Origin of the sequence: Vibrio sp. V43_P6S15P86 (assembly GCF_009904725.1) — a bacterium.
Taxonomy (GTDB): domain Bacteria; phylum Pseudomonadota; class Gammaproteobacteria; order Enterobacterales; family Vibrionaceae; genus Vibrio; species Vibrio diabolicus.
Genome location: NZ_WXWT01000266.1, coordinates 1 through 23,151, shown reverse-complemented (window position 1 = coordinate 23,151; position 23,151 = coordinate 1). Strand labels below are relative to the sequence as shown.

Sequence of the window (23,151 nt, the reverse complement as noted above, 5' to 3'; positions counted from 1 at the left end):
GAGTATTTTCGGACCGAGACTACATATACAATCATTACCATAAATAAGTGTTTTTAAACTGGTCAAAAGTGACGGTTCTTGCCATTTTTTAGTATTAAATATGTGTTGAGATCATGTTTCACTCATGTCTTAAGCGTTAACCTAAGCACATTAAAAATGTATTAGATATCTAGTGAGGTCATCATGGAAATGTCAAACGCTCAACGTTTGATTCTATCAAACCAATACAACCTTATGTCTCAACTTGATCCAAGTAATGCGGCCAAATACAAACGCTTACAAACGATCGTTGAACGTGGCTATGAGCTACAAATGCGTGAGTTGAATAAAGATTTCGGCTGTCTCTCAGAAGCGGAGTGTCGTGAGATCATCGACGTTATGGAGATGTATCACGCGATGCAAGAATCTTACAACATGCTCGATACCGAAGATCGTAACAAAGTGGATCAGCGCCGCTTGCAGTTCCTTGGGTTTGATATTGCTTCAGAGGCCCAACAAGTCCATTACGTACGCTTCCTTATTGATTCTGAAGGTCTGTACCCTCAATTTGATAAAGCAGACCATCACTTTAACAGCCAAATGCCAATGCTGGATAAATACCGTCGTATGCTACAAACTTGGCGCAACTGCCCTCGTCAGTACCATTTATGCGAAAACGAGCTTGCACAAATCTTCAGCGCATAAACTATTCGTCTACGAAAAGGAAAGCACTCGCTTTCCTTTTTTATTTGCCCTGTCACAACCTTACCGCTGCTTTTTCACCTTCTTACGCTTCCCTTGTGCGATGTAGAGCAATGAATCACTGAGACCCTTCTGTCTTTGCCAAATATCTGATTTCTATTGCACCTATTCACGACATAAATTCATCTTCAGTGAAAGAGTGATTCAAATGTCACTTTTGCAATAAATTCATAATTGTTAAGCAAAATTGCAAATCCCCGACTAGGCTTAAGTAGAGAAAGGCTGTGATTGAAAGATTCATACCCACCGCTCACCGTTGTAATGAAAAAACTGTCCATAAAGCAAAGTCTTTGGTGTCGCCAATCTTACATTCTGTACGAACCAAATGTGATAACAGGACGTATATTCAAACAACAAGGAGCATAACAATAGGTGGGAAAGCCTGAATCAACGTTCGTCGGTAGACTGACTATTAAAGGGGAAAGCGACATGAGTATTTTCGACCACTATCAATCAAGATATGAAGCTGCAAAAGATGAAGAGATGTCGTTACAGGAGTTTCTAGCCCTGTGTAAGGATGACAAAAGCGCTTATGCTAATGCAGCAGAACGCCTACTGATGGCGATCGGTGAACCAGAGATAATCGATACGGCAAAAGACCCGAGATTGAGCCGCATCTTCTCGAATCGTGTTATCTCTCGTTATGAAACCTTTAAAGATTTTTATGGTATGGAAGATGCCATAGAGCAAATTGTGTCTTACCTAAAACACGCGGCGCAAGGTTTAGAGGAACGTAAGCAGATCCTTTACCTACTCGGTCCTGTCGGCGGTGGTAAGTCCTCACTTGCTGAAAAACTTAAGGCTTTGATGGAACAGATGCCTATCTATGTTCTTACTGCTAATGGCGAACGTAGCCCAGTGAATGACCATCCATTCTGTCTATTCAAAGCCACGGAAGACGGCGATATTTTGAAAAAAGAATATGGCATCGAGCAACGTTATCTTCGCTCGATTATGTCGCCATGGGCCGCTAAGCGCCTTCATGAATTTGGCGGCGATATCACTAAATTTAAGGTAGTGAAAGTTCGCCCTTCAATTCTCGATCAGATCGGTATTGCTAAAACAGAACCTGGGGATGAAAACAACCAAGATATTTCATCACTGGTTGGTAAAGTCGATATCCGCAAACTCGAACATTATTCGCAAGACGACCCAGATGCCTACAGCTACTCCGGTGCGCTGTGTAAAGCAAACCAAGGTTTAATGGAATTCGTTGAGATGTTCAAAGCGCCGATCAAAGTACTTCACCCACTATTGACGGCAACGCAAGAAGGTAACTTCAACGGTACTGAAGGTCTATCTGCGATTCCATTCGACGGTATGATTCTGGCTCACTCGAACGAATCTGAGTGGCAGACTTTCCGTAACAACAAAAATAACGAAGCCTTCCTCGACCGTGTGTACATTGTAAAAGTACCTTACTGTCTCCGCGTATCCGAAGAAGTGAAAATCTACCAAAAACTGCTTGAAAACAGTGAGCTGTCTCAGGCCCCTTGCTCTCCAAGCACGCTCGAAACTCTAGCGCAATTCAGTATTCTTTCACGCCTGAAAGAACCTGAAAACTCATCCATTTTCTCAAAAATGCGCGTCTACGATGGTGAAACGCTAAAAGACACCGATCCGAAAGCGAAAAGCTATCAAGAGTATCGTGATTATGCGGGTGTCGATGAAGGCATGAATGGTCTCTCTACACGTTTCGCCTTTAAGATTTTGTCGCGCGTATTTAACTTCGACCAAACCGAGGTGGCAGCCAACCCTGTACACCTGTTCTATGTGATTGAACAACAGGTTGAACGTGAACAGTTCCCTGCTGAAACGGCAGAGAAATATCTCGAGTTCTTGAAAGGCTACCTAGTGCCTCGCTACGTTGAATTTATTGGTAAAGAGATTCAGACCGCTTATCTCGAGTCTTACTCTGAATACGGTCAGAACATCTTCGACCGCTATGTCACCTACGCAGACTTCTGGATTCAAGACCAAGAGTACCGAGATCCAGAAACTGGTCAGCTATTTGATCGCTCTTCACTGAATGCTGAACTAGAGAAGATCGAAAAAACAGCTGGCATTTCTAACCCGAAAGATTTCCGAAACGAAATCGTTAACTTTGTGCTTCGTGCGAAAGCGAATAACAATGGTCAAAACCCGGTTTGGACCAGCTACGAAAAACTGCGCACAGTAATCGAGAAGAAAATGTTCTCCAATACCGAAGAGCTACTTCCGGTTATCTCATTTAATGCGAAAACCTCTTCTGAAGATCAGAAGAAGCATGACGACTTTGTCGCTCGCATGATGGAAAAAGGCTATACCGAGAAACAGGTTCGCCTACTTTCTGAGTGGTACCTACGAGTACGTAAGTCATCCTAACCCAGTATTGAGTTAGGTCGCTTGTGAAACATGAAGAGGGCTATTTCATGGCGCAATTTATAGACCGAAGGCTCAATGGCAAGAACAAGAGCGCTGTTAATCGACAGCGCTTCTTGAAGCGCCACAAAGAGCAAATAAAAGAGTCGGTAGCAGACGCAGTGAATCGACGCTCGATTACGAATACGGAAACGGGCGAAGACGTCTCTATCCCTCACAAAGACATCAATGAGCCGATCTTTCATCAAGGCAAAGGTGGTGTTCGCGAACGAGTTCATCCCGGCAATGACCAGTTCATTACTGGTGATAAAATTGAGCGTCCTAAAGGTGGCGGTCAAGGTAGTGGCTCGGGAGAAGGCAATGCCAGTCCAGATGGAGAAGGCCAAGACGAATTTGTATTCCAAATATCAAAAGATGAGTACCTCGATATTTTGTTCGAAGATCTCGAGCTGCCTAATCTAGAAAAAAACCAAATTGCCAAAATTACTGAATGGAAAACGCACCGCGCAGGCTTTCAAACTGCTGGTATCCCTTCAAACATTGCGGTAGTACGTTCGCTACAACAATCTCTTGCACGACGTACGGCAATGACCGCAGGTAAGAAACGTCTTCTCAAAGAGCTAGAAGATGAACTTGCTCGTATCAAAAACATTGAACCCGCTCAGCAGTTTGAAGAGAACCGCTTGAAGGCTGAAATTGAAGAGCTGCGTAAGAAAATTGAGGGGGTTCCATTTATTGACACCTTCGACTTACGCTTTAAAAACTATGAAAAACGCCCTGTACCATCTAGTCAAGCTGTGATGTTTTGTTTGATGGACGTATCGGGCTCGATGGATCAAGCAACGAAAGACATCGCAAAACGTTTTTACGTTCTGTTATACCTGTTTTTAACTCGTACTTACGAGAATGTAGACGTCGTCTTTATTCGCCACCACACCCAAGCGAAAGAAGTGGACGAACACGAGTTCTTCTACTCGCAAGAGACCGGGGGCACTATTGTATCCAGCGCATTGAAACTGATGGACGAAATCGTAAAAGAGCGCTATCCAATTGGACAATGGAACATTTATGCTGCGCAAGCATCTGATGGCGATAACTGGGCAGATGACTCGCCAAGATGCCGCGATCTATTAGTGAACAAACTACTGCCAAACTGTCAGTACTACTCCTACATAGAAATTACGCGACGCTCGCACCAAACTCTATGGCATGAGTACGAAAAACTCACCGATGAATTTCCGAACTTCGCAATGAAAAACATTCGCTCTGTGGAGGATATTTTCCCAGTCTTCCGTGAACTATTCCAAAAAGAAACGGCGTAAGGAGGCTAGCGATGAGTACCGCAACGAAAAACCTCTCAGGAGAGGCGCCTAAGAAGCGTAATAGTAAAATGTTGCCAGATGGACCGGATTGGACATTTGAGCTGTTGGAACGCTACCACAAAGAGATTAAGCGTGTCGCACAACACTATCGCCTAGACACTTACCCTAACCAGATAGAAGTGATTACTTCCGAGCAAATGATGGATGCCTACTCAAGTATTGGTATGCCCATCAATTACAACCACTGGTCGTTTGGTAAAAAGTTCATCCAAACGGAACAGAACTATAAGCATGGTCAAATGGGGTTAGCCTACGAGATTGTCATTAACTCCAATCCGTGTATCGCCTATTTGATGGAAGAAAATACCGTGACAATGCAAGCGCTAGTGATTGCTCACGCTTGTTACGGGCACAACTCTTTCTTCAAAGGTAATTATCTGTTCCAAACCTGGACGGACGCTAGCTCCATCATCGATTATTTGCTGTTTGCCAAAAAGTATTTAGCTGAATGTGAGGAGCGATATGGGGTACAGGAAGTGGAAAAACTGCTCGACTCCTGCCACGCCTTAATGAACTTTGGTGTAGATCGTTACAAGCGACCAGAGAAAATCTCCATTACCGAAGAGAAAGCGCGACAAGAAGAACGCGAGGCATACTTACAGTCTCAAGTGAATGAATTGTGGCGCACAGTACCAAGAGCCAAAACCAAAGAGGAAGATCTTAAAGAACGGTTCCCAAGCGAGCCTCAGGAAAACTTGCTCTACTTTTTCGAAAAGCATGCCCCGCTACTAGAGCCGTGGCAACGTGAAGTCGTGCGGATTGTACGCAAAATCAGTCAGTATTTTTATCCGCAAAAACAAACGCAGGTAATGAACGAAGGCTGGGCAACATTCTGGCATTATACCATTCTCAACCATCTTTACGATGAGGGTTTGGTATCCGAAAAGTTCATACTAGAGTTCTTACATAGCCATACCAGTGTGGTAGCTCAACCGCCTTATAATAGCCCTTACTTTAATGGTATTAATCCATACGCCTTGGGCTTTGCCATGTTCCGAGATATTAAACGTATCTGTGAAGAACCAACTGATGAGGACAAGGAGTGGTTTCCGGACTTGGCAGGAACGGATTGGTTAGATGCGGTACATTTCGCGATGCATAATTTCAAAGATGAAAGCTTCATTAGCCAATACCTTTCTCCGAAATTAATGCGTGATTTCAAACTGTTTGCGATCAACGATGATGACCATAAAAACTTTATTGAAGTCGCCGCGATACACGATGAGATGGGTTATAAACGCATTAGAGAAACCTTAGCCGCTCAGTACAACTTATCTAATCTTGAGCCAAACATTCAGGTATTTAATGTCGATGTTCGTGGTGATCGCTCACTCACGTTGCAATACGTACCTCATAACCGAATCCCACTTGATGACAGTTATGAAGAAGTTCTGAAACACGTATACCGATTGTGGGGATTTGATGTCATTCTGCAAGAAGTAAAAGACACAGGTCACAGAGAAGTCTTAGCGACCTGCCCTAAACGGAACCAATATGACACAAACATCTAATTAATACTTGGATATAAGCAACAAAAAGGCTCCTAATTCAGGAGCCTTTCTCGTTCTTAATTCAATGTGACCTTTGGTTATGCTTGCTTCGCCACAATAGCGCGCACCGCCTCTAGATCTTCTGGCGTATCAACGCCGGCTGCTGGCGCTTCTTTCGCTACCGCTACATGAATTTTTTCACCGTACCAAAGCACTCGTAGTTGCTCAAGGCACTCGATCTGCTCCAATGCGCTCGGAGCCCAGTTTACATACGTATTAATGAAACCAGCTCGATAAGCATAAATACCAATATGACGCATTAATGGATTGGCAATGATTTTGTCTTGTTTGGCAAAGTTATCGCGATCCCAAGGGATAGTTGCTCGGCTAAAGTACATCGCATAGCCTTGCTCATTAGCCACAACTTTAACTGCATTCGGATTGAACACTTCTTCTTCCGAGTCTATTTCTACGGCTAATGTCGCCATCGGAGCATCACACCCCGATAAGTTATCAGCAACCTGACGAATGATAGACGGTGGAATCAAAGGCTCGTCCCCTTGCACATTAACAATAATGTGGTCTGCAGGAATAGCCATCTTTTCAACAACTTCAGCAAGGCGTTCAGTACCTGATTCGTGGTTAGGAGAGGTCATACAGACTTTACCACCAAACGACGAGACAGCATCAGCAACACGCTCGTCATCAGTTGCCACGATAACATCTTCCGCACCCGCTTGTAGCGCTTGCTCGTAAACCCACTGAACCATTGGCTTACCGCCAATATCCGCCAACGGTTTACCAGGCAAACGGCTCGATGCGTAACGCGAAGGAATGACAACCGTAAAAGACATTAGCGTCCCTCATCCATACTCATAGTACGAGCCTCAGGCTCGAGCAGAACGGGAATACCCTCTTTGATCGGGTAAGCGAGGCGATCCAATTTGCAGATCAACTCTTGATTCTCTTTATCGTACGTCAGCTTACCTTTGCAAACAGGGCAAGCTACAATCTCAAGCAGACGGTGATCCATAAGCCGCTTTAACCTCTTTTATTCTATTTAAAATTTGCTCTGCATCGTTTGGTTCAAACTGGGCAGATACAGGCAGATACCACCAATTATCTTGCGCATAATGGCTGCACTTGACGGCATCTTTCTCGGTCATAATCACATTGGCCCCTTGTTGAGCCAATGCTTCTAATTCTTGTTGGTCAAAGTCTTGATGGTCAGCAAAACCTTTTGTGACTTTAACATCTGCGTTCATCGATTTTAGTGTATGAAAAAATCGTGGTGGATGCCCAATCCCTGCAAATGCCACTAGCTCTTTTAACTCAGAAACGTCCACAAGTTGCTTAGTCTTGAGGTTAATGGCTTTAGATGGCGCTAAAGTCATTGCGATTTCGCCCGTATGTGCTTGACCACCATTGGTGATGATAAAGTCGACTTCAGCAAGACGCTCGACCCCTTCACGAAGTGGGCCAAGCGGAATGAGGCTTTCATTCCCAAATCGGCGATTCCCATCCACAATCACTAACTCAATATCACGGCCTAACGCATAATGTTGTAACCCATCGTCCGTAATAATGATATCCACACCTGACTCTAACAGTGCTTTCACAGCATTTGAACGCACCGGGTCTACCGCAACAGGCGCTCCTGTGCGGCGATGAATCAACTTAGGCTCATCACCACAATGTTTCGCAGGCGTATCTTCTTTTAGCACTAACGGATAGGCCGGAGCTTTTGCTCCATAGCCACGAGAAACGACCCCTGGCTTAAGCCCAAGCTGTTGCAGTTGCTCAACAAGCCAAACCACAACTGGCGTTTTGCCATTACCACCAGCTGTGATATTTCCGACAACAATAACAGGGATAGGCGCGTTGTAGGCTTGCTTACGGCCTGTTTGATATTGCTTTCGCTTAGACTTACTTATTGCTCCAAAGAATACACTCAGTGGCCACAAAAGCGGCCACAATAGGTATTTTATTGGATGGTTTTCAAACCAGATTTTTTCAACCACCGCGTCTATTCACCAAACTGAATACGGTGCAATTGTGCATACGCACCATTTTTTGCAATAAGATCGGCATGGTTGCCACGCTCAATGATGGCGCCATCATCAACCACAAGAATCTCATCGGCTTTCTCGATAGTTGACAAGCGGTGCGCAATCACGAGTACCGTTTTGTCTTTCTGCAGCTCATCTAATGCAGCTTGGATAGCGCGTTCTGATTCCGTATCCAAAGCAGAGGTCGCCTCATCAAGAATCAATACCGGTGCATCACGCAATAGAGCACGTGCAATAGCGACACGTTGACGTTGACCACCAGATAGACTCGCGCCATTTTCACCAATCATGGTATCAAGTCCATCATCCATTTTGCTGATGAATTCCATAGCATGCGCGAGTTTTGCCGCTTTCTCGATATCACTGCGCTCGTATTTTCCATCCGTTGCGTAAGCAATATTGTTTGCAATCGTGTCATTAAATAAATGCACATTTTGTGATACTAGCGCAAACTGCTGACGCAAGTTCTTTAACTCGTATTCACGAATATCATGTCCGTCTAATGTGATGGAGCCACTATCAACATCATAGAAACGATTGAACAAGTTCGCGATGGTACTTTTACCGGAACCGGAACGACCAACCAGCGCAACGGTCTTCCCTCTTGGAATATCGAAGCTGACATTTTCCAATGCTGGCTTTTCTGCGCCAGTATAAGTAAAGCTTACGTTTTTAACTGAAACATCGCCATTTGCGCGTTCAACTGTCAACTTACCTTCGTTTTTCTCAGGCTCAAGGTCAATCAACGCAAAGAGCGTTTGGCTCGCGGCCATACCACGTTGGAACTGAGAGGTAACGTTAGTAAGCGCTTTAAGCGGACGCATCAAACCAAACATCGCAGAGAATACAACAGTAAATGTACCTGGTGTCAGTTGCTCTTTAATCGAGTCAATACTTGCTAAGTAAAGAACGGCAACAATAGCAAGTGACGCAATCATTTGGATGATAGGGTTAGCCGCCGCTTGAGCCGTCACCAACTTCATGCTTTGTTGACGCATTTGGTTGCTGACCTTCTCAAATCGTTGACGCTCGATATCCTGGCCGCCGTAGCTCAACACGACTTTATGGCCTTTCAGCATCTGCTCTGCTGACGCAGTCACGTTGCCCATCATTGTCTGCATATTTTTGGATATTTTTCTAAAACGTTTAGAAACGACACCAATACCCCACGCGACAACAGGAGCAACAGCAAACAGCACTAACGACAACTGCCAGCTGTTGTAAAACATCAGGACTAACAGGCCAATGATACTTGCACCTTCGCGAACGATGCTCACTAACGCTTGGCTAGTTGCCGCAGATACTTGCTCTGAATCGTAGGTAATGCGTGACAATAAATTGCCCGTCTTTTCCTTATCGAAGTAAGACACAGGCATATGCATAAAGTGATTGAATACCATACGGCGGACTTGCATAACCACATTGCCGGATACCCAGCTCAAACAGTATGTGGAGACAAATCCACTTATGCCACGGACAAACATCATGGCAAAAATAATCAATGGAAGCGTGCGTAGAAAATCAGATTCAGCGTTCCCAAAACCTTCATCTAGTAATGGTTTTAATAGGGAAATCATATAGGTATCTGATATAGCATTAATAACTAATGCAATGACTGCAACGACAAGACCTGACTTGTAAAGGCGAATAAATTGCCATAGACGCTTAAACGTCTGCCAAGTCGTTTCATCAGTATTTATCGACATAGAAGTGCTTTATTTTCTTACATTAAGACTCTCATTCTACTCCCTTACGCAGCATCTGCCTATACCAAGGCTCAAATGTATCGCTACGTTTGGTTTCTGAGCGCCAATTATCACGGTGAATAGAGAAGCTTACCTGACCATATTCCCCAGTATCAAGCCAAGTAATGTCAAGCTTGCGATATGCTGCAACAACATGTTCTGCCGGCATTCCCCATTGATTATTTTTTGCCAAAGAAGCAACGGCCACACTCGGGTTTACCGCCTCAATAAAGCGAGGATTCGACGAACTTTTACTACCATGGTGAGGGACCAACATCACATCACTTTTTAACTTTTCAGGCTCCCTGAGCAAGATCCACTCACTAATGGTCTCAATATCACCAGTAAAAAGCATACTGAACGTAGAAATAGGGTCGGTAAGACGTAGCACACAAGAGTGCGGATTATATGCGCGTTGAACAAGAGTAGGAGGCCAAAGTACTTCTATATTTAACCCTTGCCATTTCCAATGATCGCCGCGAGTACAAGACTCATATCCGATAAAATTTTGGCTACTGAGTTTGCGCTGTGGCGAAAAGGCATCTTCAATGAACAAGCGCCCTCCTGCATGGTCATTGTCGGAATGGCTGAGGATCATCGTATCGATGCTTTCATAACCTCGTTGATGCAAGACCGGAGTGACGACCTGCTCCGCAATACTGCCATTTTGCCATGCTTTACCTGTGTCATAGAGCAACACTTTATCGTCTTTTTCTACAATCACCGCAAGGCCATGGCCCACATCTAGTACATCAATGCGCCAATGTTGCTGATCATATTCCGATGTGAGCTTAATACTAATTACAATGCCAAGTAACAAACACCACGCGTACTGAAACATGAATCGTTGAAACACCAAGCAAATAATTCCCGCCAGAATCAACCCTGTCATTTCTATACTAATGGGTTGCCAGGAGCCTATCGCGTACTGAATTGACGTGCTCAATGGCTGCAATGACCAGTCCACCAACTGCCACAGAGACTTTGCTATCATTTCAAGAAATAAAGATGAGAACAGGGCCAGAAACATCAAAGGCACAACGATAAATCCGAACCAAGGAATAAACGCCAAGTTGTATGCAATTGATGACAAACTGAAACCAGAAAAGTAATAGCCACTAATAGGCACGATTAACACACTCAACATCAATTGAGTAAGCAATAGCACTTTTAACTTCGCCTTCCAGCCCCCGTTTTGATGCCGAATCAAATTGATTGCGAACAACACTGCGCAAACTGACAAATACGATAACCAAAAACTCATGCTATACGATGCAAAAGGTTGAACAAGCAGTTGTAGCGCTACCGCGAGCAAAAGTACTCGCCAGGAAGCCCAGTGCACTAAAGTATATTTGAGAACGACGTAAATAATACATACCGACACCGCGCGGGTAGTAGGTAATGAGAAGTCCGCTAACCAAGCATAGGCAACGGCAAACATCAGCCCACATAAGCTAGGCAATAGCTGGTATTGAGGTAACGCATAACGAATGGCACCGCCCACCACTAGCCCAAAAGTAAACGCCATACCAATATGTAAGCCCGAAATCGAGACCAAGTGCAGTAAACCACTGTCTCTGAGTGCTTGCCAATCTTCCTTAGATAACCAAGAGCGATCGGCAAAAACTAACGCATTTATTAACGAGAAATGATGAAGGGAGGACACATCCTCCGAAACATCAGCGATAATGGCTTGGCGCAAAGATGTAGTAGAGCGAATAATCCAGGTAACATCCTTGTTAACAACACCGCGTGCGATAATACTTTTACCCATTGCGTGCTTTTCGGCGTCAAAACCAGCTTCGTTGCGTAGGCCTGTAATCGGCTTTAACGAGACGGATGTCGTAAACTCACTGTTAACATCGAGGGGAAAAGACGTAATAAGACGGATTTTAGGTTTAAGAAAAGGTAACAGAGTTTGAGAATTTACCTTTTTTAGAGCCACAATGCCTTCATATCCGTGACTTATTTGCGTAAAAGGGCTGTCAACTTTACCAATTATGGTAATATTCTCCCCTGCTTGAAAAAGGGCTTGTCTCTGAGACTCCAATACATTGCCGTGGACGATGACAACCATAAAGCCCGCAATTGCGCCTATGCTAATTAAGCCACGACGTAATTTGATTATTGAGCCAGTGGTTATTATTCCCAGCAGCAACCAACGCCAATCTGGTATTGTCGGCCACCAAGCTGACGAAATTACGCTCGCTACAAATAACGCCAAGGTCCAACTTTTTTCTGAGAGAGTCATGCTGTCCTATGCCTAGAAAGCTGATAAAACGCTTCATGCCAGATCATGAATTGATCAAACGCCAAAAAGCATTGAAGGTCTTCGGCAATGTGTTGTACAACCCGAACTTGTGGTGTTTAAATCGTCGCTCGGCGTCTGGGGCTTTTGCTGTCGGGTTATTTATGGCATTTGTTCCGCTACCAAGCCAAATGATCATGGCTGCAGGTTTGGCAATCATGCTTGGCGTCAATTTACCTCTCTCCGTCGCTTTGGTATGGATAAGCAACCCTATCACCATGCCTGTGTTATTTTATTTTGCGTATAAGCTTGGCGCTTTAGTGATGCATGTTCCTCCGCAACCTTTCCACTTTGAACTTTCATGGGAATTCATCATGCAACAGATGAGCACTATTGGCCCTCCATTCTTATTAGGCTGTGCTATCTGTGGTGTCGTATCCGCGATTATTGGCTACTTCGGCATTAGAGGACTTTGGCGCTACTCAGTGGTTCGGAGCTGGCAAAAACGCAAAATAAGATAAGACGTTACTGCATAAAAATCAGCATTTGCGCTATCAGTTGAGGGGCACCTAACAGTTAGAATGAAACACGATGTCGCTCAAGTTGGATAAATACAAAAAAGGACCGAATTCGGTCCTTTTTGCTTTTCTCGTATTGTAAAACGGTTGGTTATTTAGAACTCAGCACCGCTGCCGGATTTAACTTCGCGGCGCGAGAAGCGGGATACCACGTTGCAAGCAAACTCAAAACGATCGCCGTCACCGACACCAATGCTACGTCTGGCCAGTGTAACTGTGATGGTAAGAAGTCGACGAAGTAAATATCACCCGATAAAAACTGATGACCGATTAAGCTCTCTAACCCTTTAATTAACGGAGTCAGGTTTAACGCCACTAAGACACCAATAACACTGCCGACGAGACTGCCGAATACACCAGAGAACACACCTTGCCAAACAAAGATCCGTTTGATTAGGCTATCTTTTGCTCCCATTGTTCGCAAAATTGCAATTTCCGCCGCTCGGTCTTTCACTGCCATCATCAACGTAGACACAATATTAAAACATGCCACGCCAATCACCAAAACCATCACCAAGTACATAATGGTGCGCACGAGCTGAATATCGCGATACAAAAAACCAAACTTTTGCTGCCAGCTTTTCAAATACACGTAAACATCCACCATGCTACCAACCTCGCGAACAATAGAAGGCGCATTGAGAACATCGTCAGTTTTTAGTGAAATGCCAGTGACCCCTTCCCCTAATCTCGCGTATTGCTGAGCATCCGCTAATGGTACTAACGCTAGAGAGTGGTCGATTTGGCCATTCAACGTTAAGAACCCTGACACCTTCACGCGTACACGCTTAGGAGCCTGCACTTTATTTGCGCCGCCTGTTTGCGGAATCATCAACGTAATGTAATCCCCCACGGCGACATTTAGCTCGTTTGCTACACCTCGGCCTAAGATCACTTGCTGCTGACCGGCATAAAAGTTTTGCCAAGCTTCTTGGTCAATAAAATTCGATAAGCTCGACACCGCTTGCTCGAAAGTAGGCTCTACACCACGAACTTCTATCGCTTTTAGCTTACTGCCTTTTTCTGCCAAGCCCGTAAAACGAACATACGGTGCTGCCGCAACAACATGTTCATGTTTTAGAGCTTGATTCATCGTTTTGGTGTAGTCATGAAGTGGTCCATTAACACCTTCTAACTCGCCGTGTGGGATCACAGACAACACACGCGATTGCAGCTCGCGCTCAAAGCCATTCATTGCAGACAAACCGATAATGATCACAGCAACGCCAACCGCAATACCAATGGTCGAAGAAAGCGATATGAAAGACACCATCTTGTTGCGCTTTTTCGCTCGACTGAAGCGACCACCAATCATCAAAGCTAAAGAGGTAAACAAAACTAGCCCTCCGCAGATGCTGTATCAGTCACAAAACGATCCACGAGCAAACCATCTTGCATGTGCATTTGACGATCCATTTTTGCTGCCAGCTCTTTGTCATGCGTGACAACCAAAAATGCAATGTTTGACTCTTTATTGAGCTCGCGCATCAAATCATAGATAGACAGTGCCGTATTGTGATCTAAGTTCCCCGTAGGTTCATCAGCCAAGACCAGATCAGGTTTATTCACCAATGCACGCGCAATCGCAACACGTTGACGCTCACCGCCCGATAACTCGGAGGGTCTATGTTGCATCCGATGACTCAAACCAACTTTATCTAACAGCGCTTTAGCCGCCTGTTTTGCATCCGCTACTTTAGCACCGCCAATCATCAGTGGCATCGCCACGTTTTCAAGCGCAGTAAAATCAGCTAACAAGTGATGAAACTGGTATACAAAACCAAGGTGCTTGTTGCGTAAAGCCGCCTGTTTATTCGAACTTAAAGCTGATAGGTTTTGCCCTAGAAAATCAACTTCACCATGAGTTGCGTCATCTAACGCGCCTAAAATATGCAATAAGGTACTTTTCCCAGAACCAGAAGAGCCAACAATAGAAACCAGCTCCCCTTTATCGATATCGAAACTTACGCCTTTCAACACTTCCGTATCTAACGAACCCTCTCGGTAGACTTTACGAATATCACGACATTCTAATAGCTTATTCATAGCGAAGTGCCTCAGCAGGTTTAACAGAAGATGCTCGATAAGAAGGATAAAGCGTAGCAGCAAGGCTAAGAGCAATCGCCAACACCACCACTAAAAGAATTTGCAGTGAATCAATCAAGATGGGTAGATGACCACCAAAACTGAATAGCGCCACACCAGCAGATTCAAGAATAGCGTTCAGGTTAAGTGACAAGATCACGCCCGCAGCACCACCAACAATCGCGCCAATTACACCACTGCTTGCACCTTGCACCATGAAAATGGTCATCACTTGAGATTGAGTCATGCCTTGAGTTTTCAATATTGCGACTTCGGATTGTTTCTCCATTACCACCATGATCAAAGCGGAGATAATATTGAATGCAGCGACACCCACAATTAGACCTAGCATGAGTCCCATCATGTTCTTTTCCATTTTCACCGCTTGGAAAAGCTCACCACGCTGTTCGCGCCAATCACTCCATTGCCACCCGTCAGGCATGGGTTGATCAGCAAAATCCGTCACCATAAATGGATCAGAGAAAAAGACACGCCAACCAGAAACCGTGTCTTTCGGAAAACGCATCAGCTTAGATGCATCCGTCATGTTAACAATCATTAATTGACCATCAACGTCCGATCCCGTATTGAAAATACCAGCGACAGTAAAATTGCGCTGGCTAGGAATACGGCCAAGTGGGGTAAACTGCGTCGCGTTGGTCACCATTAAGCGCACTTTATCCCCCATTGATACCTTTAGCGAGCGCGCCAAGCTATGACCTAAAAAGACGTTGTAACCGCCCGCTTGAAGCGACGATAATCGCCCGGCAATCAAATGGTTGCTAATCGGATCGCCTTTCTTTGGTTCAATGCCAATGAGATAACCTGCCGTCAGTTGCGCAGAACTCTGAATTACAGCCTCTCCACGAACGATAGGCTCCGGTTCAGATTCACTCGACATCGCTTGAACAAATGGAGGGGCAGACTCGGTCAACGGCGTTTTTCCATCGTGTTGTGAAACAACAGCGTGAGGCAGCACACCTAAAATGCGCTCTTTTAACTGCGATTCGAACCCATTCATCACAGAAAGAACCGTCACCAACGCCATTACACCGATCGTAATACCCGCCGTCGACATATAAGAAACAAATCGGCTGAACCTATCCCCAGAGCGTCCCCGAAGATATCTCAAACCAATAAATAATGAGATAGGATGATACATATAAGACAAACCAACTGGTTGTTTTGATATAAAGCTTTAGCAGATTATCTTACCTTACTCTTCTCATTAAGAAGACAAGAGAATCGCTAAATTTGTCAACGACATGCAATAAGTCTGTATTTAGGGCAAAAAGTTCAAGGACAAATCAGGTAAACTTGATAACTTCATTCAGTTAGCGATAATCAGTGCCCTACTTCTCTTTGTTTGTTGAGTGAACAGGGAGCGCTCGCTGGCAAAAGGACCGACTATATGACAGAGCAAGAATACTTTACCGTCCATCATAATCTCACTATCAACGTCGAAACGTTGAGTGCGGATTTTGCTTTGCCAGATGAAGAAACCTTTGTCTCCGAAATTCCAGCACCGTTTATTGTTGCCAGCGAATTTAGCCATCTAGATATGTTGGCAGACAATGCACGTCTAGAGCTAAAAAACAAAGATTTAAAGCATGTGATTAACTTGCTTGATACGCAAAACGCGAAACTTAACCTCTTGTTGAGCTTTATGCTTTCACAACAAGATGACGCCTCCATTCGATATCAAACCACGAAGTTTGGCGCCAGCCAACTCAGTTACCGTTCAGATACAGCGCTATCTGCCCAACAACTCGTTCGTGTTAAACTGTTTCTCGATCATCCTGCTGCAGCGATTTACGGTTACGCTCAAGTAGAAGAATGTGATGCTTCAGAGCAAGATTTCATTATCACTCTTAGATATAAGATGCTACGTGAATCTGACCAAGATTTGCTGATAAAAGCGGCACTATATCAACAACAAAAACTTTTACGTCAGCGCTCGATGGAGCGAGATAAAAAATAACTCCTATGACAAAAGCAACGATTCTTTCCGTCACCAATCCTTCTGAGCGTGGCGACAAAAAACAGCTAGGTAATTTACCGGGCGCGGCTCTACCTCTAGCTATTGCTGAGCTAGCCAAGCAGCATTCGAGTCACTCGCTACTGGTCGTGCCTGACCCGCAAATCGCTTTAAAGCTTCAAGCGGAGATTGAACAATTCACCGACCAAACAGTAAGCCTGTTCCCTGATTGGGAAACACTGCCTTACGATAACTTTTCTCCGCATCAAGAAATCATCTCTGAACGTATCGCGCGCCTATACCAACTGCCAAGCCAACGTGATGGCATAACCATCGTCCCGGTCAGTACAGTATTGCAACGCCAATCGCCACGTGATTTTCTGTTGCAACACACTTTAATGGTGAAAACTGGTGATCGACTCTCGCTTGAGAAGCTACGTGTACAACTTGAAAATTCGGGCTACCGCCACGTAGACCAAGTATTTGGGCCAGGTGAATACGCGAGCCGTGGGTCGATTCTGGATCTCTTTCCTATGGGCAGCGATGACCCGTATCGCATCGACTTCTTTGATGATGAGATAGATACCATTCGCACGTTTGACCCAGAGAACCAACGCTCTATCGACGATATTCAGCAAATCCAATTGCTGCCTGCACATGAATTCCCAACCACTAAAGAAGCGATTGAGGATTTCCGTACACGTTGGCGCACCCAATTTGAAGCACGCCGAGAGCCAGAATCGATCTACATGCAAGTGACCAAAGGCACTTGGCCCGCTGGTATTGAGTATTGGCAACCGCTGTTTTTTGACCATACCGAGACTTTATTTGAATATTTGCCAGAAGACTCTCAAGTCATCACATATGGTGATATTGAATCTGCGGTCGATACTTTCTTAACCGATGTCGAATATCGGTACGACCAGAAAAAAGTTGATCCACTACGTCCTCTTTTGACTCCTGAACAACTTTGGCTGAAAAAAGACGAACTCTTCAGCCAACTAAAACAGCTCCCTATGGCTCAATTGAGCCTAGAGAAAGTGGTTAAGCGTGCTGGTCGTCAAAACCTACCAGTACAATCATTAGCCGAGCTTGGCGTTCAGCAACAAAATAAAGAACCGCTTTCGCGTCTTCGTCAATTCAGTGAGCAATTCAGCGGCAAAATTGTTTTCTCGGTAGAGTCAGAAGGTCGTCGTGAAGCACTAACGGAACTGTTGCAAGGCATCAAAGTTCGCCCAGTCGTACATGGCTCACTTTACCAAGCTCTAGATTCGGGTGATCGCTTCAGTTTGATCTTAGGCGCTGCAGAGCATGGTTTCATTCACGAAGAGCTGAACTTCGCTCTGATCTGTGAAAGTGATCTACTTGGTGACCGCGTTATCCAGCGACGCCGCAAAGATAAAAAAGCAGTCAACAGTGACACCGTTATTCGCCACCTTGCGGAATTGAAACCCGGTCAACCCGTGGTTCATATTGATCACGGCATTGGCCGCTACATCGGTTTGCAAACACTTGAAGCTGGTGGCATGAAAACGGAATACGTCACCCTTGAGTACCAAAACGATGCCAAGCTCTACGTACCAGTTTCATCACTAAACCTTATTAGCCGTTATTCAGGCGGTGCTGAAGAAAGTGCACCACTGCATAAATTGGGTGGCGAGGCTTGGGCAAAAGCACGTCGTAAAGCGGCAGAAAAAGTGCGTGATGTCGCGGCCGAGTTGCTGGATGTTTACGCTAAACGAGAATTAAAACCAGGCTTCAAATTTGAGCTAGATCGTGGGCAATACGCAACGTTTAAAGCAACGTTCCCATTTGAAGAAACGGATGACCAAGCGATGGCCATCAATGCCGTCTTGTCAGACATGTGCCAAGCAAAAGCGATGGATCGCCTAGTGTGTGGTGACGTGGGCTTTGGTAAAACAGAAGTCGCTATGCGCGCAGCATTTGTCGCAACGGATAACAGTAAACAGGTCGCCGTTCTCGTACCGACAACCCTGCTTGCTCAGCAGCATTTCGAAAACTTCCGTGACCGTTTTGCCAACTTACCAATCCGAGTTGAAGTACTGTCTCGTTTTAAATCGGCCAAAGAACAAAAAGTCATTTTGCAAGACGTTGCAGATGGTAAAGTCGATATTGTCGTCGGTACGCATAAGCTGCTTTCAAGCGATATTAAATTCAAAGATTTAGGTTTGTTGATCGTTGACGAGGAACACCGCTTCGGGGTTCGTCAAAAAGAAAAAGTCAAAGCAATGCGTGCGGATGTGGATATTCTTACCCTCACCGCAACACCAATTCCACGTACCCTGAATATGGCCATGAGTGGCATGCGCGATCTGTCGATCATCGCGACACCTCCAGCGCGTCGTTTAGCGATCAAAACCTTTGTTCGTCAAAGAGAAGAATCTGTGGTCCGTGAGGCGGTACTGCGTGAAATCATGCGTGGTGGTCAGGTTTACTTCCTGCACAATCAGGTAGAGACTATCGAGAAAACCGCGGAAGACTTGCAAAATCTGATTCCTGAAGCACGAATTACCGTGGCACATGGTCAAATGCGCGAGCGCGAACTTGAGCGCATCATGAATGATTTCTACCACCAGCGCTTTAATGTATTGGTGTGTACAACGATCATCGAGACCGGTATCGACGTACCAACGGCGAATACCATTATTATGGATCGTGCAGACAACCTTGGTTTAGCGCAACTGCACCAATTGCGTGGCCGTGTTGGACGCTCTCATCATCAAGCCTATGCTTACTTATTAACGCCACATCCAAAAGCCATGACCAAAGATGCTATCAAGCGTCTTGATGCGATTGCTTCACTGGAAGACTTAGGCGCAGGCTTTACTCTAGCAACTCACGACTTGGAAATCCGTGGGGCTGGTGAACTGCTTGGTGACGAGCAAAGTGGGCAAATTCAATCGGTTGGTTTTACACTGTACATGGAAATGCTGGAACAAGCAGTCCAAGCATTGAAAGAAGGTAAAGAACCTTCTTTGGACGAGCTGCTTCGTGAACAAACTGAAGTTGAAATGCGAATCCCAGCGCTCTTGCCAGACGATTACATCCCGGATGTGAATACACGACTGTCGATGTACAAACGTATTGCGAGCGTTACGAGTGGTGAAGAACTCTCAGAGCTCAAAGTGGAACTTATCGATCGATTTGGACTGCTTCCAGACGCGACGAAGAACTTACTTGCTGTCTCAGAATTGAAAATTTCGGCTGGTAGCCTAAAAGCGAAAAAGATAGAAGCCCATGATAAAGGTGGATTTATCGAGTTTTACCCTGATGCTGACATAAATCCAGCGTATTTGGTTAAACTGCTGCAATCACAGCCGCAAAAATTTGCAATGGAAGGTCCAACTAAGTTCAAGTTTAGCGTACCATTGGCGGACCGACGTAAACGCATTCAGTTTGTTCAAGACTTACTGAATGATTTTAAACAGAATTTATTACCAACGAGCTAATAGTCGAATGAGAATACTGATCCCGTTATTGCTTCTATGTGTCTCAATGCCTTCTTGGGCACAGCGTCAATTTGATATTGAAGTGATCATTTTCAAGCGAGCAGTCGACGCTGAAAGCACCACTGAATCTTGGCCGAATCAACTGCCAAAAATCGATATGGAAAATGTCGGCAGCTTAGAGAGTGAATCATACCGTCGCTCTAAAGGCGTAACACTACTGCCACGCTCATCTTTCCGCCTGAATGCGCAAGAAGCGGCATTAAACAACCATGCTGGGTTTAAAGTGCTTAAACACGTAGCATGGCGTCAAGGTGACCGAGGCAAATCTAGCGCCCCAATTTTCCGTATTGTTGGTGGACGAGATTTTTCTGATTCTTATCACGCAGATGGTAGTCCAATCAATGGCAGTACTCAGACATTTTCCACTGACGGTTACAGTGAAGAGACAGTCAACGGTCCTTTGTATGAACTAGACGGCCGATTCCAAATTTACGTGCAGCATTATCTATTCGCTGAAACGACACTAGACCTGCGCGAGCCAAGTGTTAGAGAAGTGCGTTTTGAACCAACTTCAACTGAGCAATTGGCGGATGATTTAGGTGAGGTCGATGGCAATGTTCAAGTCGGTAACTTGGCGGAAATCTCTCCTACAATAACAGAAGAAAAGTTCCTCAAGAGCTACCGAATGGATCAAAAACGCCGTATGCGTAGTAGTGAGACTCATTACCTAGACAACCCATTGATGGGCATGATCATTCAAGTTCGTCGCGTTCGATAAGCACGAGTGATTCAACAAAGCGCAGCAAATGCTGCGCTTTGTTTTTATCTGTTATGTCCTCAGTTATTCCTAACCAACGCAGAGCAAGGAAAATAACTGCGTTACAGTATGAAGTAGACAGTTTTCAAATTACTTAAGCTCAACATGGAAGTCGTATCAGTTCATGAGTCCAGATTTTGAAATCATTGCGCCCCGCTTAGCGCTCAAGCTCATCCCTTCTGAAGAAGCTCACTTACTACAACGTTTGCTTGCAGAATCCCCTTCCCTACACCAGTGGCTAGATTGGTGTAATCAAAACGTTACGTTGAAAGATGCACAGGACTTCCTGTTAGCAACCCGACTTAACTGGGTAAAAACAGAAGCTTTCGGTTTCGGTATCTATGAACGACAAGGTAACACTTTAGTAGGAATGGCCGCCGTAAACGAGTTATATCACACGTTTAATATGGCAAGTATTGGCTACTGGGTTGCTGACCGCTATCAACGACAGGGCTATGCTCAAGAAGCCGTTAGAGCCTTGGCTGAATTCTGCTTTGCAAAGCTGAGTTTAACTCGACTGGAAATTGTCTGTGACCCCGACAACGAAGCAAGCCAAACCTTAATTGAGTCAGTCGGTGCGCAAAAAGAAACCATCGCCAGAAACCGGTTTATTTTTCATGGTAAGCCTAAGGATGGCGTTGTGTACTCACTTTTACCGACAGATCTAACATAAACAAAAAGCCACCGACTTGCGGTGGCTTTTTATATTTCGAAGATGCATCCGCGCAATCCGCGTAGATGTGAATTTGGCGTCTTAGTGAAGCTTAAGGTTTGGACGCAGTACTCGGTTGATACGGCCCACAAGCATCATCAGTCCGGTTTTAAATACGCCGTGCAACGCCATCAGGTGCATTCGATATAACGAGATATAAACGACACGTGCAATACGGCCTTCTACCATCATCGACCCTTTGGTTAGGTTGCCCATCAAGCTACCAACGGTAGAGAAACGGCTTAGAGACACCAATGAGCCGTGATCTTTATACACATAATCTTTCAGCTCGCGTCCGTTGATCTTCGCAACGATGTTGCTGAATGCTTGGCTTGCCATTTGGTGCGCAGCTTGCGCACGTGGTGGAACAAACGAACCATCAGCCTGAGTACATTGTGCTAAGTCACCAATAACGAAAATGTCATCATCACGCGTCGTTTGTAGTGTATTTTTCACTACCAGCTGGTTGATACGGTTCGTTTCTAAACCAGCGATATCTTTAATAAAATCTGGTGCTTTAATACCCGCAGCCCAAACCATGATTTGTGCCGGGATCTTCTCACCATCTTTCGTGGTGAGGCCATCTTTTTCAGCTTTAGTCACCATGGTTGCAGTGCGTACGTTTACGCCCAACTTCACCAACTCTTGATGAGCAGCAGAAGAAATACGTGGAGGTAACGCTGGTAAAATACGCTCACCTGCTTCAATCAGGTTGACGTTCAGCTTGCTAGAGTCAAGATCGCCAAAGCCGTAAGTACGCAGCTCTTTAACGGCATTGTGTAGTTCTGCAGATAGCTCAACGCCAGTTGCACCAGCACCAACAATCGCGATATCCACCGTACCGTTACCGTTTTTCGCGTGCAGTTTTAGGAACTCATTGTTCATTTCTGTGCGGAAACGGTGCGCTTGTTCTGGACTGTCTAGGAAAATACAGTTCTCACGAACGCCAGGAGTGTTGAAGTCGTTTGATGTTGAACCAATCGCCATGACCAGAATGTCGTATTCTAGCTCGCGGCTTGGCATCAGAAGCTCACCATGCTCATCTTTAAGCTCACTTAAGATGATCACTTTACGTTCGCGGTCGATGTCTTGAAGGCTACCCATTTGGAAATCGAAGCTGTGGTTTTTTGCATGAGCTCGATAACTCAGAGCATCCACCCCTTCGTCCAAAGAGCCAGTTGCAACTTCATGCAATAATGGCTTCCACAAGTGGCTCGCTTTACGATCTACTAGCGTAATTTGCGCACGGTTCTTGCGACCTAGAGTTCGGCCAAGCTTAGTTGCCAACTCAAGACCACCAGCACCGCCGCCTACAACGATAATGCGTGTCACAATGATTTTCCTCTACAAAAATGAATATATGGGGTTCAGCTCGACATATGGCTCACAGACATGCTGTGCCATACATCCAACCGATGAATTCTTGGTTCTTAGAGGTGTCTCAATTTATTTGGATTAAAAACTGCTGCCTAATT

18 protein-coding genes are annotated in these 23,151 nt (G+C 45.0%); 9 read left to right on the top strand and 9 right to left on the bottom strand.

Going from position 1 to position 23,151, the window contains the following annotated elements; translation table 11 throughout:
* The first annotated feature begins 183 nt into the window (after nucleotides 1-183).
* The 4 genes from CAG69_RS12090 to CAG69_RS12075 all read left to right on the top strand — a co-directional run bounded on the left by CAG69_RS12090 (nucleotide 184) and on the right by CAG69_RS12075 (nucleotide 5,995).
* A complete protein-coding gene (locus tag CAG69_RS12090; protein ID WP_005390659.1) occupies nucleotides 184-684 on the top strand; it encodes a YfbU family protein in 501 nt (166 codons plus the stop codon).
* A 486-nt stretch (nucleotides 685-1,170) separates the two neighbouring features.
* On the top strand, nucleotides 1,171-3,105 hold the full coding sequence (locus tag CAG69_RS12085; RefSeq protein ID WP_005390658.1) for a PrkA family serine protein kinase: 1,935 nt from the start codon (nucleotides 1,171-1,173) through the stop codon (nucleotides 3,103-3,105).
* A 47-nt stretch (nucleotides 3,106-3,152) separates the two neighbouring features.
* The gene (locus tag CAG69_RS12080) at nucleotides 3,153-4,424 is read left to right on the top strand and encodes a YeaH/YhbH family protein (protein WP_005390656.1); all 1,272 of its coding nucleotides are present in this window, start codon (nucleotides 3,153-3,155) and stop codon (nucleotides 4,422-4,424) included.
* A gap of 11 nt (nucleotides 4,425-4,435) precedes the next feature.
* Complete coding sequence (locus CAG69_RS12075; protein ID WP_006742146.1) at nucleotides 4,436-5,995, top strand: SpoVR family protein; 1,560 nt, start codon at nucleotides 4,436-4,438, stop codon at nucleotides 5,993-5,995.
* A 77-nt stretch (nucleotides 5,996-6,072) separates the two neighbouring features.
* Here CAG69_RS12075 and kdsB read toward each other — a convergent pair whose 3' ends face one another.
* Genes kdsB through CAG69_RS12050 form a run of 5 tightly spaced genes read right to left on the bottom strand, consistent with a single transcriptional unit; the run spans nucleotide 6,073 to nucleotide 12,039 of the window.
* Nucleotides 6,073-6,828 carry a 3-deoxy-manno-octulosonate cytidylyltransferase gene (gene kdsB / locus CAG69_RS12070; protein WP_005390653.1) on the bottom strand — a complete coding sequence of 252 codons (756 nt, stop codon included), beginning with the start codon at nucleotides 6,826-6,828 and terminating at the stop codon, nucleotides 6,073-6,075.
* Nucleotides 6,828-7,007 carry a Trm112 family protein gene (locus CAG69_RS12065; RefSeq protein ID WP_005390649.1) on the bottom strand — a complete coding sequence of 60 codons (180 nt, stop codon included), beginning with the start codon at nucleotides 7,005-7,007 and terminating at the stop codon, nucleotides 6,828-6,830. Before CAG69_RS12065 ends, kdsB begins: the two co-directional genes overlap by 1 nt.
* Complete coding sequence (gene lpxK, locus CAG69_RS12060) at nucleotides 6,988-7,995, bottom strand: tetraacyldisaccharide 4'-kinase (protein ID WP_161444376.1); 1,008 nt, start codon at nucleotides 7,993-7,995, stop codon at nucleotides 6,988-6,990. Before lpxK ends, CAG69_RS12065 begins: the two co-directional genes overlap by 20 nt.
* Before the next feature lie 5 nt (nucleotides 7,996-8,000).
* On the bottom strand, nucleotides 8,001-9,749 hold the full coding sequence (gene msbA / locus CAG69_RS12055; protein WP_006742148.1) for a lipid A ABC transporter ATP-binding protein/permease MsbA: 1,749 nt from the start codon (nucleotides 9,747-9,749) through the stop codon (nucleotides 8,001-8,003).
* Between the two features lie 31 nt (nucleotides 9,750-9,780).
* Nucleotides 9,781-12,039, bottom strand: coding sequence for a DNA internalization-related competence protein ComEC/Rec2 (locus tag CAG69_RS12050; protein ID WP_161444374.1), 2,259 nt, complete (start codon nucleotides 12,037-12,039; stop codon nucleotides 9,781-9,783).
* 8 nt (nucleotides 12,040-12,047) lie between these two features.
* Here CAG69_RS12050 and CAG69_RS12045 point away from each other — a divergent pair, with 8 nt between their 5' ends.
* Entirely contained in the window at nucleotides 12,048-12,557 is a 510-nt protein-coding gene (locus CAG69_RS12045; RefSeq protein WP_005390643.1) for a DUF2062 domain-containing protein, read from the top strand.
* Nucleotides 12,558-12,705: 148 nt separating this feature from the next.
* Here the strand turns inward: CAG69_RS12045 and lolE are convergent, their stop codons facing one another.
* Genes lolE through lolC form a run of 3 tightly spaced genes read right to left on the bottom strand, consistent with a single transcriptional unit; the run spans nucleotide 12,706 to nucleotide 15,861 of the window.
* Nucleotides 12,706-13,950 (bottom strand): lipoprotein-releasing ABC transporter permease subunit LolE, encoded by a 1,245-nt coding sequence (lolE, locus tag CAG69_RS12040; RefSeq protein ID WP_161444372.1) that lies wholly within the window; start codon nucleotides 13,948-13,950, stop codon nucleotides 12,706-12,708.
* Nucleotides 13,951-13,952: 2 nt separating this feature from the next.
* Nucleotides 13,953-14,660: a lipoprotein-releasing ABC transporter ATP-binding protein LolD gene (gene lolD / locus CAG69_RS12035; RefSeq protein ID WP_005378457.1), complete on the bottom strand. Its 708-nt coding sequence runs from the start codon at nucleotides 14,658-14,660 to the stop codon at nucleotides 13,953-13,955.
* On the bottom strand, nucleotides 14,653-15,861 hold the full coding sequence (gene lolC / locus CAG69_RS12030) for a lipoprotein-releasing ABC transporter permease subunit LolC (protein ID WP_161444370.1): 1,209 nt from the start codon (nucleotides 15,859-15,861) through the stop codon (nucleotides 14,653-14,655). The genes lolD and lolC overlap by 8 nt, the downstream gene beginning before the upstream one ends.
* Before the next feature lie 249 nt (nucleotides 15,862-16,110).
* Here lolC and CAG69_RS12025 point away from each other — a divergent pair, with 249 nt between their 5' ends.
* From CAG69_RS12025 to CAG69_RS12010, 4 genes are all read left to right on the top strand, one after another.
* Nucleotides 16,111-16,680: a hypothetical protein gene (locus CAG69_RS12025; protein WP_006742154.1), complete on the top strand. Its 570-nt coding sequence runs from the start codon at nucleotides 16,111-16,113 to the stop codon at nucleotides 16,678-16,680.
* Between the two features lie 5 nt (nucleotides 16,681-16,685).
* Nucleotides 16,686-20,147 (top strand): transcription-repair coupling factor, encoded by a 3,462-nt coding sequence (gene mfd / locus CAG69_RS12020; protein WP_161444368.1) that lies wholly within the window; start codon nucleotides 16,686-16,688, stop codon nucleotides 20,145-20,147.
* Between the two features lie 7 nt (nucleotides 20,148-20,154).
* The gene (locus CAG69_RS12015; RefSeq protein WP_074191059.1) at nucleotides 20,155-20,925 is read left to right on the top strand and encodes a peptidoglycan binding protein CsiV; all 771 of its coding nucleotides are present in this window, start codon (nucleotides 20,155-20,157) and stop codon (nucleotides 20,923-20,925) included.
* 163 nt (nucleotides 20,926-21,088) lie between these two features.
* Nucleotides 21,089-21,637 (top strand): GNAT family N-acetyltransferase, encoded by a 549-nt coding sequence (locus CAG69_RS12010; protein ID WP_161444366.1) that lies wholly within the window; start codon nucleotides 21,089-21,091, stop codon nucleotides 21,635-21,637.
* 81 nt (nucleotides 21,638-21,718) lie between these two features.
* Here CAG69_RS12010 and CAG69_RS12005 read toward each other — a convergent pair whose 3' ends face one another.
* On the bottom strand, nucleotides 21,719-23,008 hold the full coding sequence (locus tag CAG69_RS12005) for an NAD(P)/FAD-dependent oxidoreductase (RefSeq protein ID WP_005390626.1): 1,290 nt from the start codon (nucleotides 23,006-23,008) through the stop codon (nucleotides 21,719-21,721).
* Nucleotides 23,009-23,151 lie beyond the last annotated feature (143 nt).

Bases quoted from the DNA above. Each gene is read 5' to 3' on its own strand.
- lolD (WP_005378457.1), bottom strand. From the start codon at position 14,660: ATGAATAAGCTATTAGAATGTCGTGATATTCGTAAAGTCTACCGAGAG.
- CAG69_RS12010 (WP_161444366.1), top strand. From the start codon at position 21,089: ATGAGTCCAGATTTTGAAATCATTGCGCCCCGCTTAGCGCTCAAGCTC.
- CAG69_RS12015 (WP_074191059.1), top strand. From the start codon at position 20,155: ATGAGAATACTGATCCCGTTATTGCTTCTATGTGTCTCAATGCCTTCT.
- CAG69_RS12075 (WP_006742146.1), top strand. From the start codon at position 4,436: ATGAGTACCGCAACGAAAAACCTCTCAGGAGAGGCGCCTAAGAAGCGT.
- lolC (WP_161444370.1), bottom strand. From the start codon at position 15,861: ATGTATCATCCTATCTCATTATTTATTGGTTTGAGATATCTTCGGGGA.
- CAG69_RS12045 (WP_005390643.1), top strand. From the start codon at position 12,048: ATGCCTAGAAAGCTGATAAAACGCTTCATGCCAGATCATGAATTGATC.
- CAG69_RS12085 (WP_005390658.1), top strand. From the start codon at position 1,171: ATGAGTATTTTCGACCACTATCAATCAAGATATGAAGCTGCAAAAGAT.
- CAG69_RS12025 (WP_006742154.1), top strand. From the start codon at position 16,111: ATGACAGAGCAAGAATACTTTACCGTCCATCATAATCTCACTATCAAC.
- CAG69_RS12050 (WP_161444374.1), bottom strand. From the start codon at position 12,039: ATGACTCTCTCAGAAAAAAGTTGGACCTTGGCGTTATTTGTAGCGAGC.
- msbA (WP_006742148.1), bottom strand. From the start codon at position 9,749: ATGTCGATAAATACTGATGAAACGACTTGGCAGACGTTTAAGCGTCTA.
- kdsB (WP_005390653.1), bottom strand. From the start codon at position 6,828: ATGTCTTTTACGGTTGTCATTCCTTCGCGTTACGCATCGAGCCGTTTG.
- CAG69_RS12080 (WP_005390656.1), top strand. From the start codon at position 3,153: ATGGCGCAATTTATAGACCGAAGGCTCAATGGCAAGAACAAGAGCGCT.
- CAG69_RS12090 (WP_005390659.1), top strand. From the start codon at position 184: ATGGAAATGTCAAACGCTCAACGTTTGATTCTATCAAACCAATACAAC.
- mfd (WP_161444368.1), top strand. From the start codon at position 16,686: ATGACAAAAGCAACGATTCTTTCCGTCACCAATCCTTCTGAGCGTGGC.
- CAG69_RS12065 (WP_005390649.1), bottom strand. From the start codon at position 7,007: ATGGATCACCGTCTGCTTGAGATTGTAGCTTGCCCTGTTTGCAAAGGT.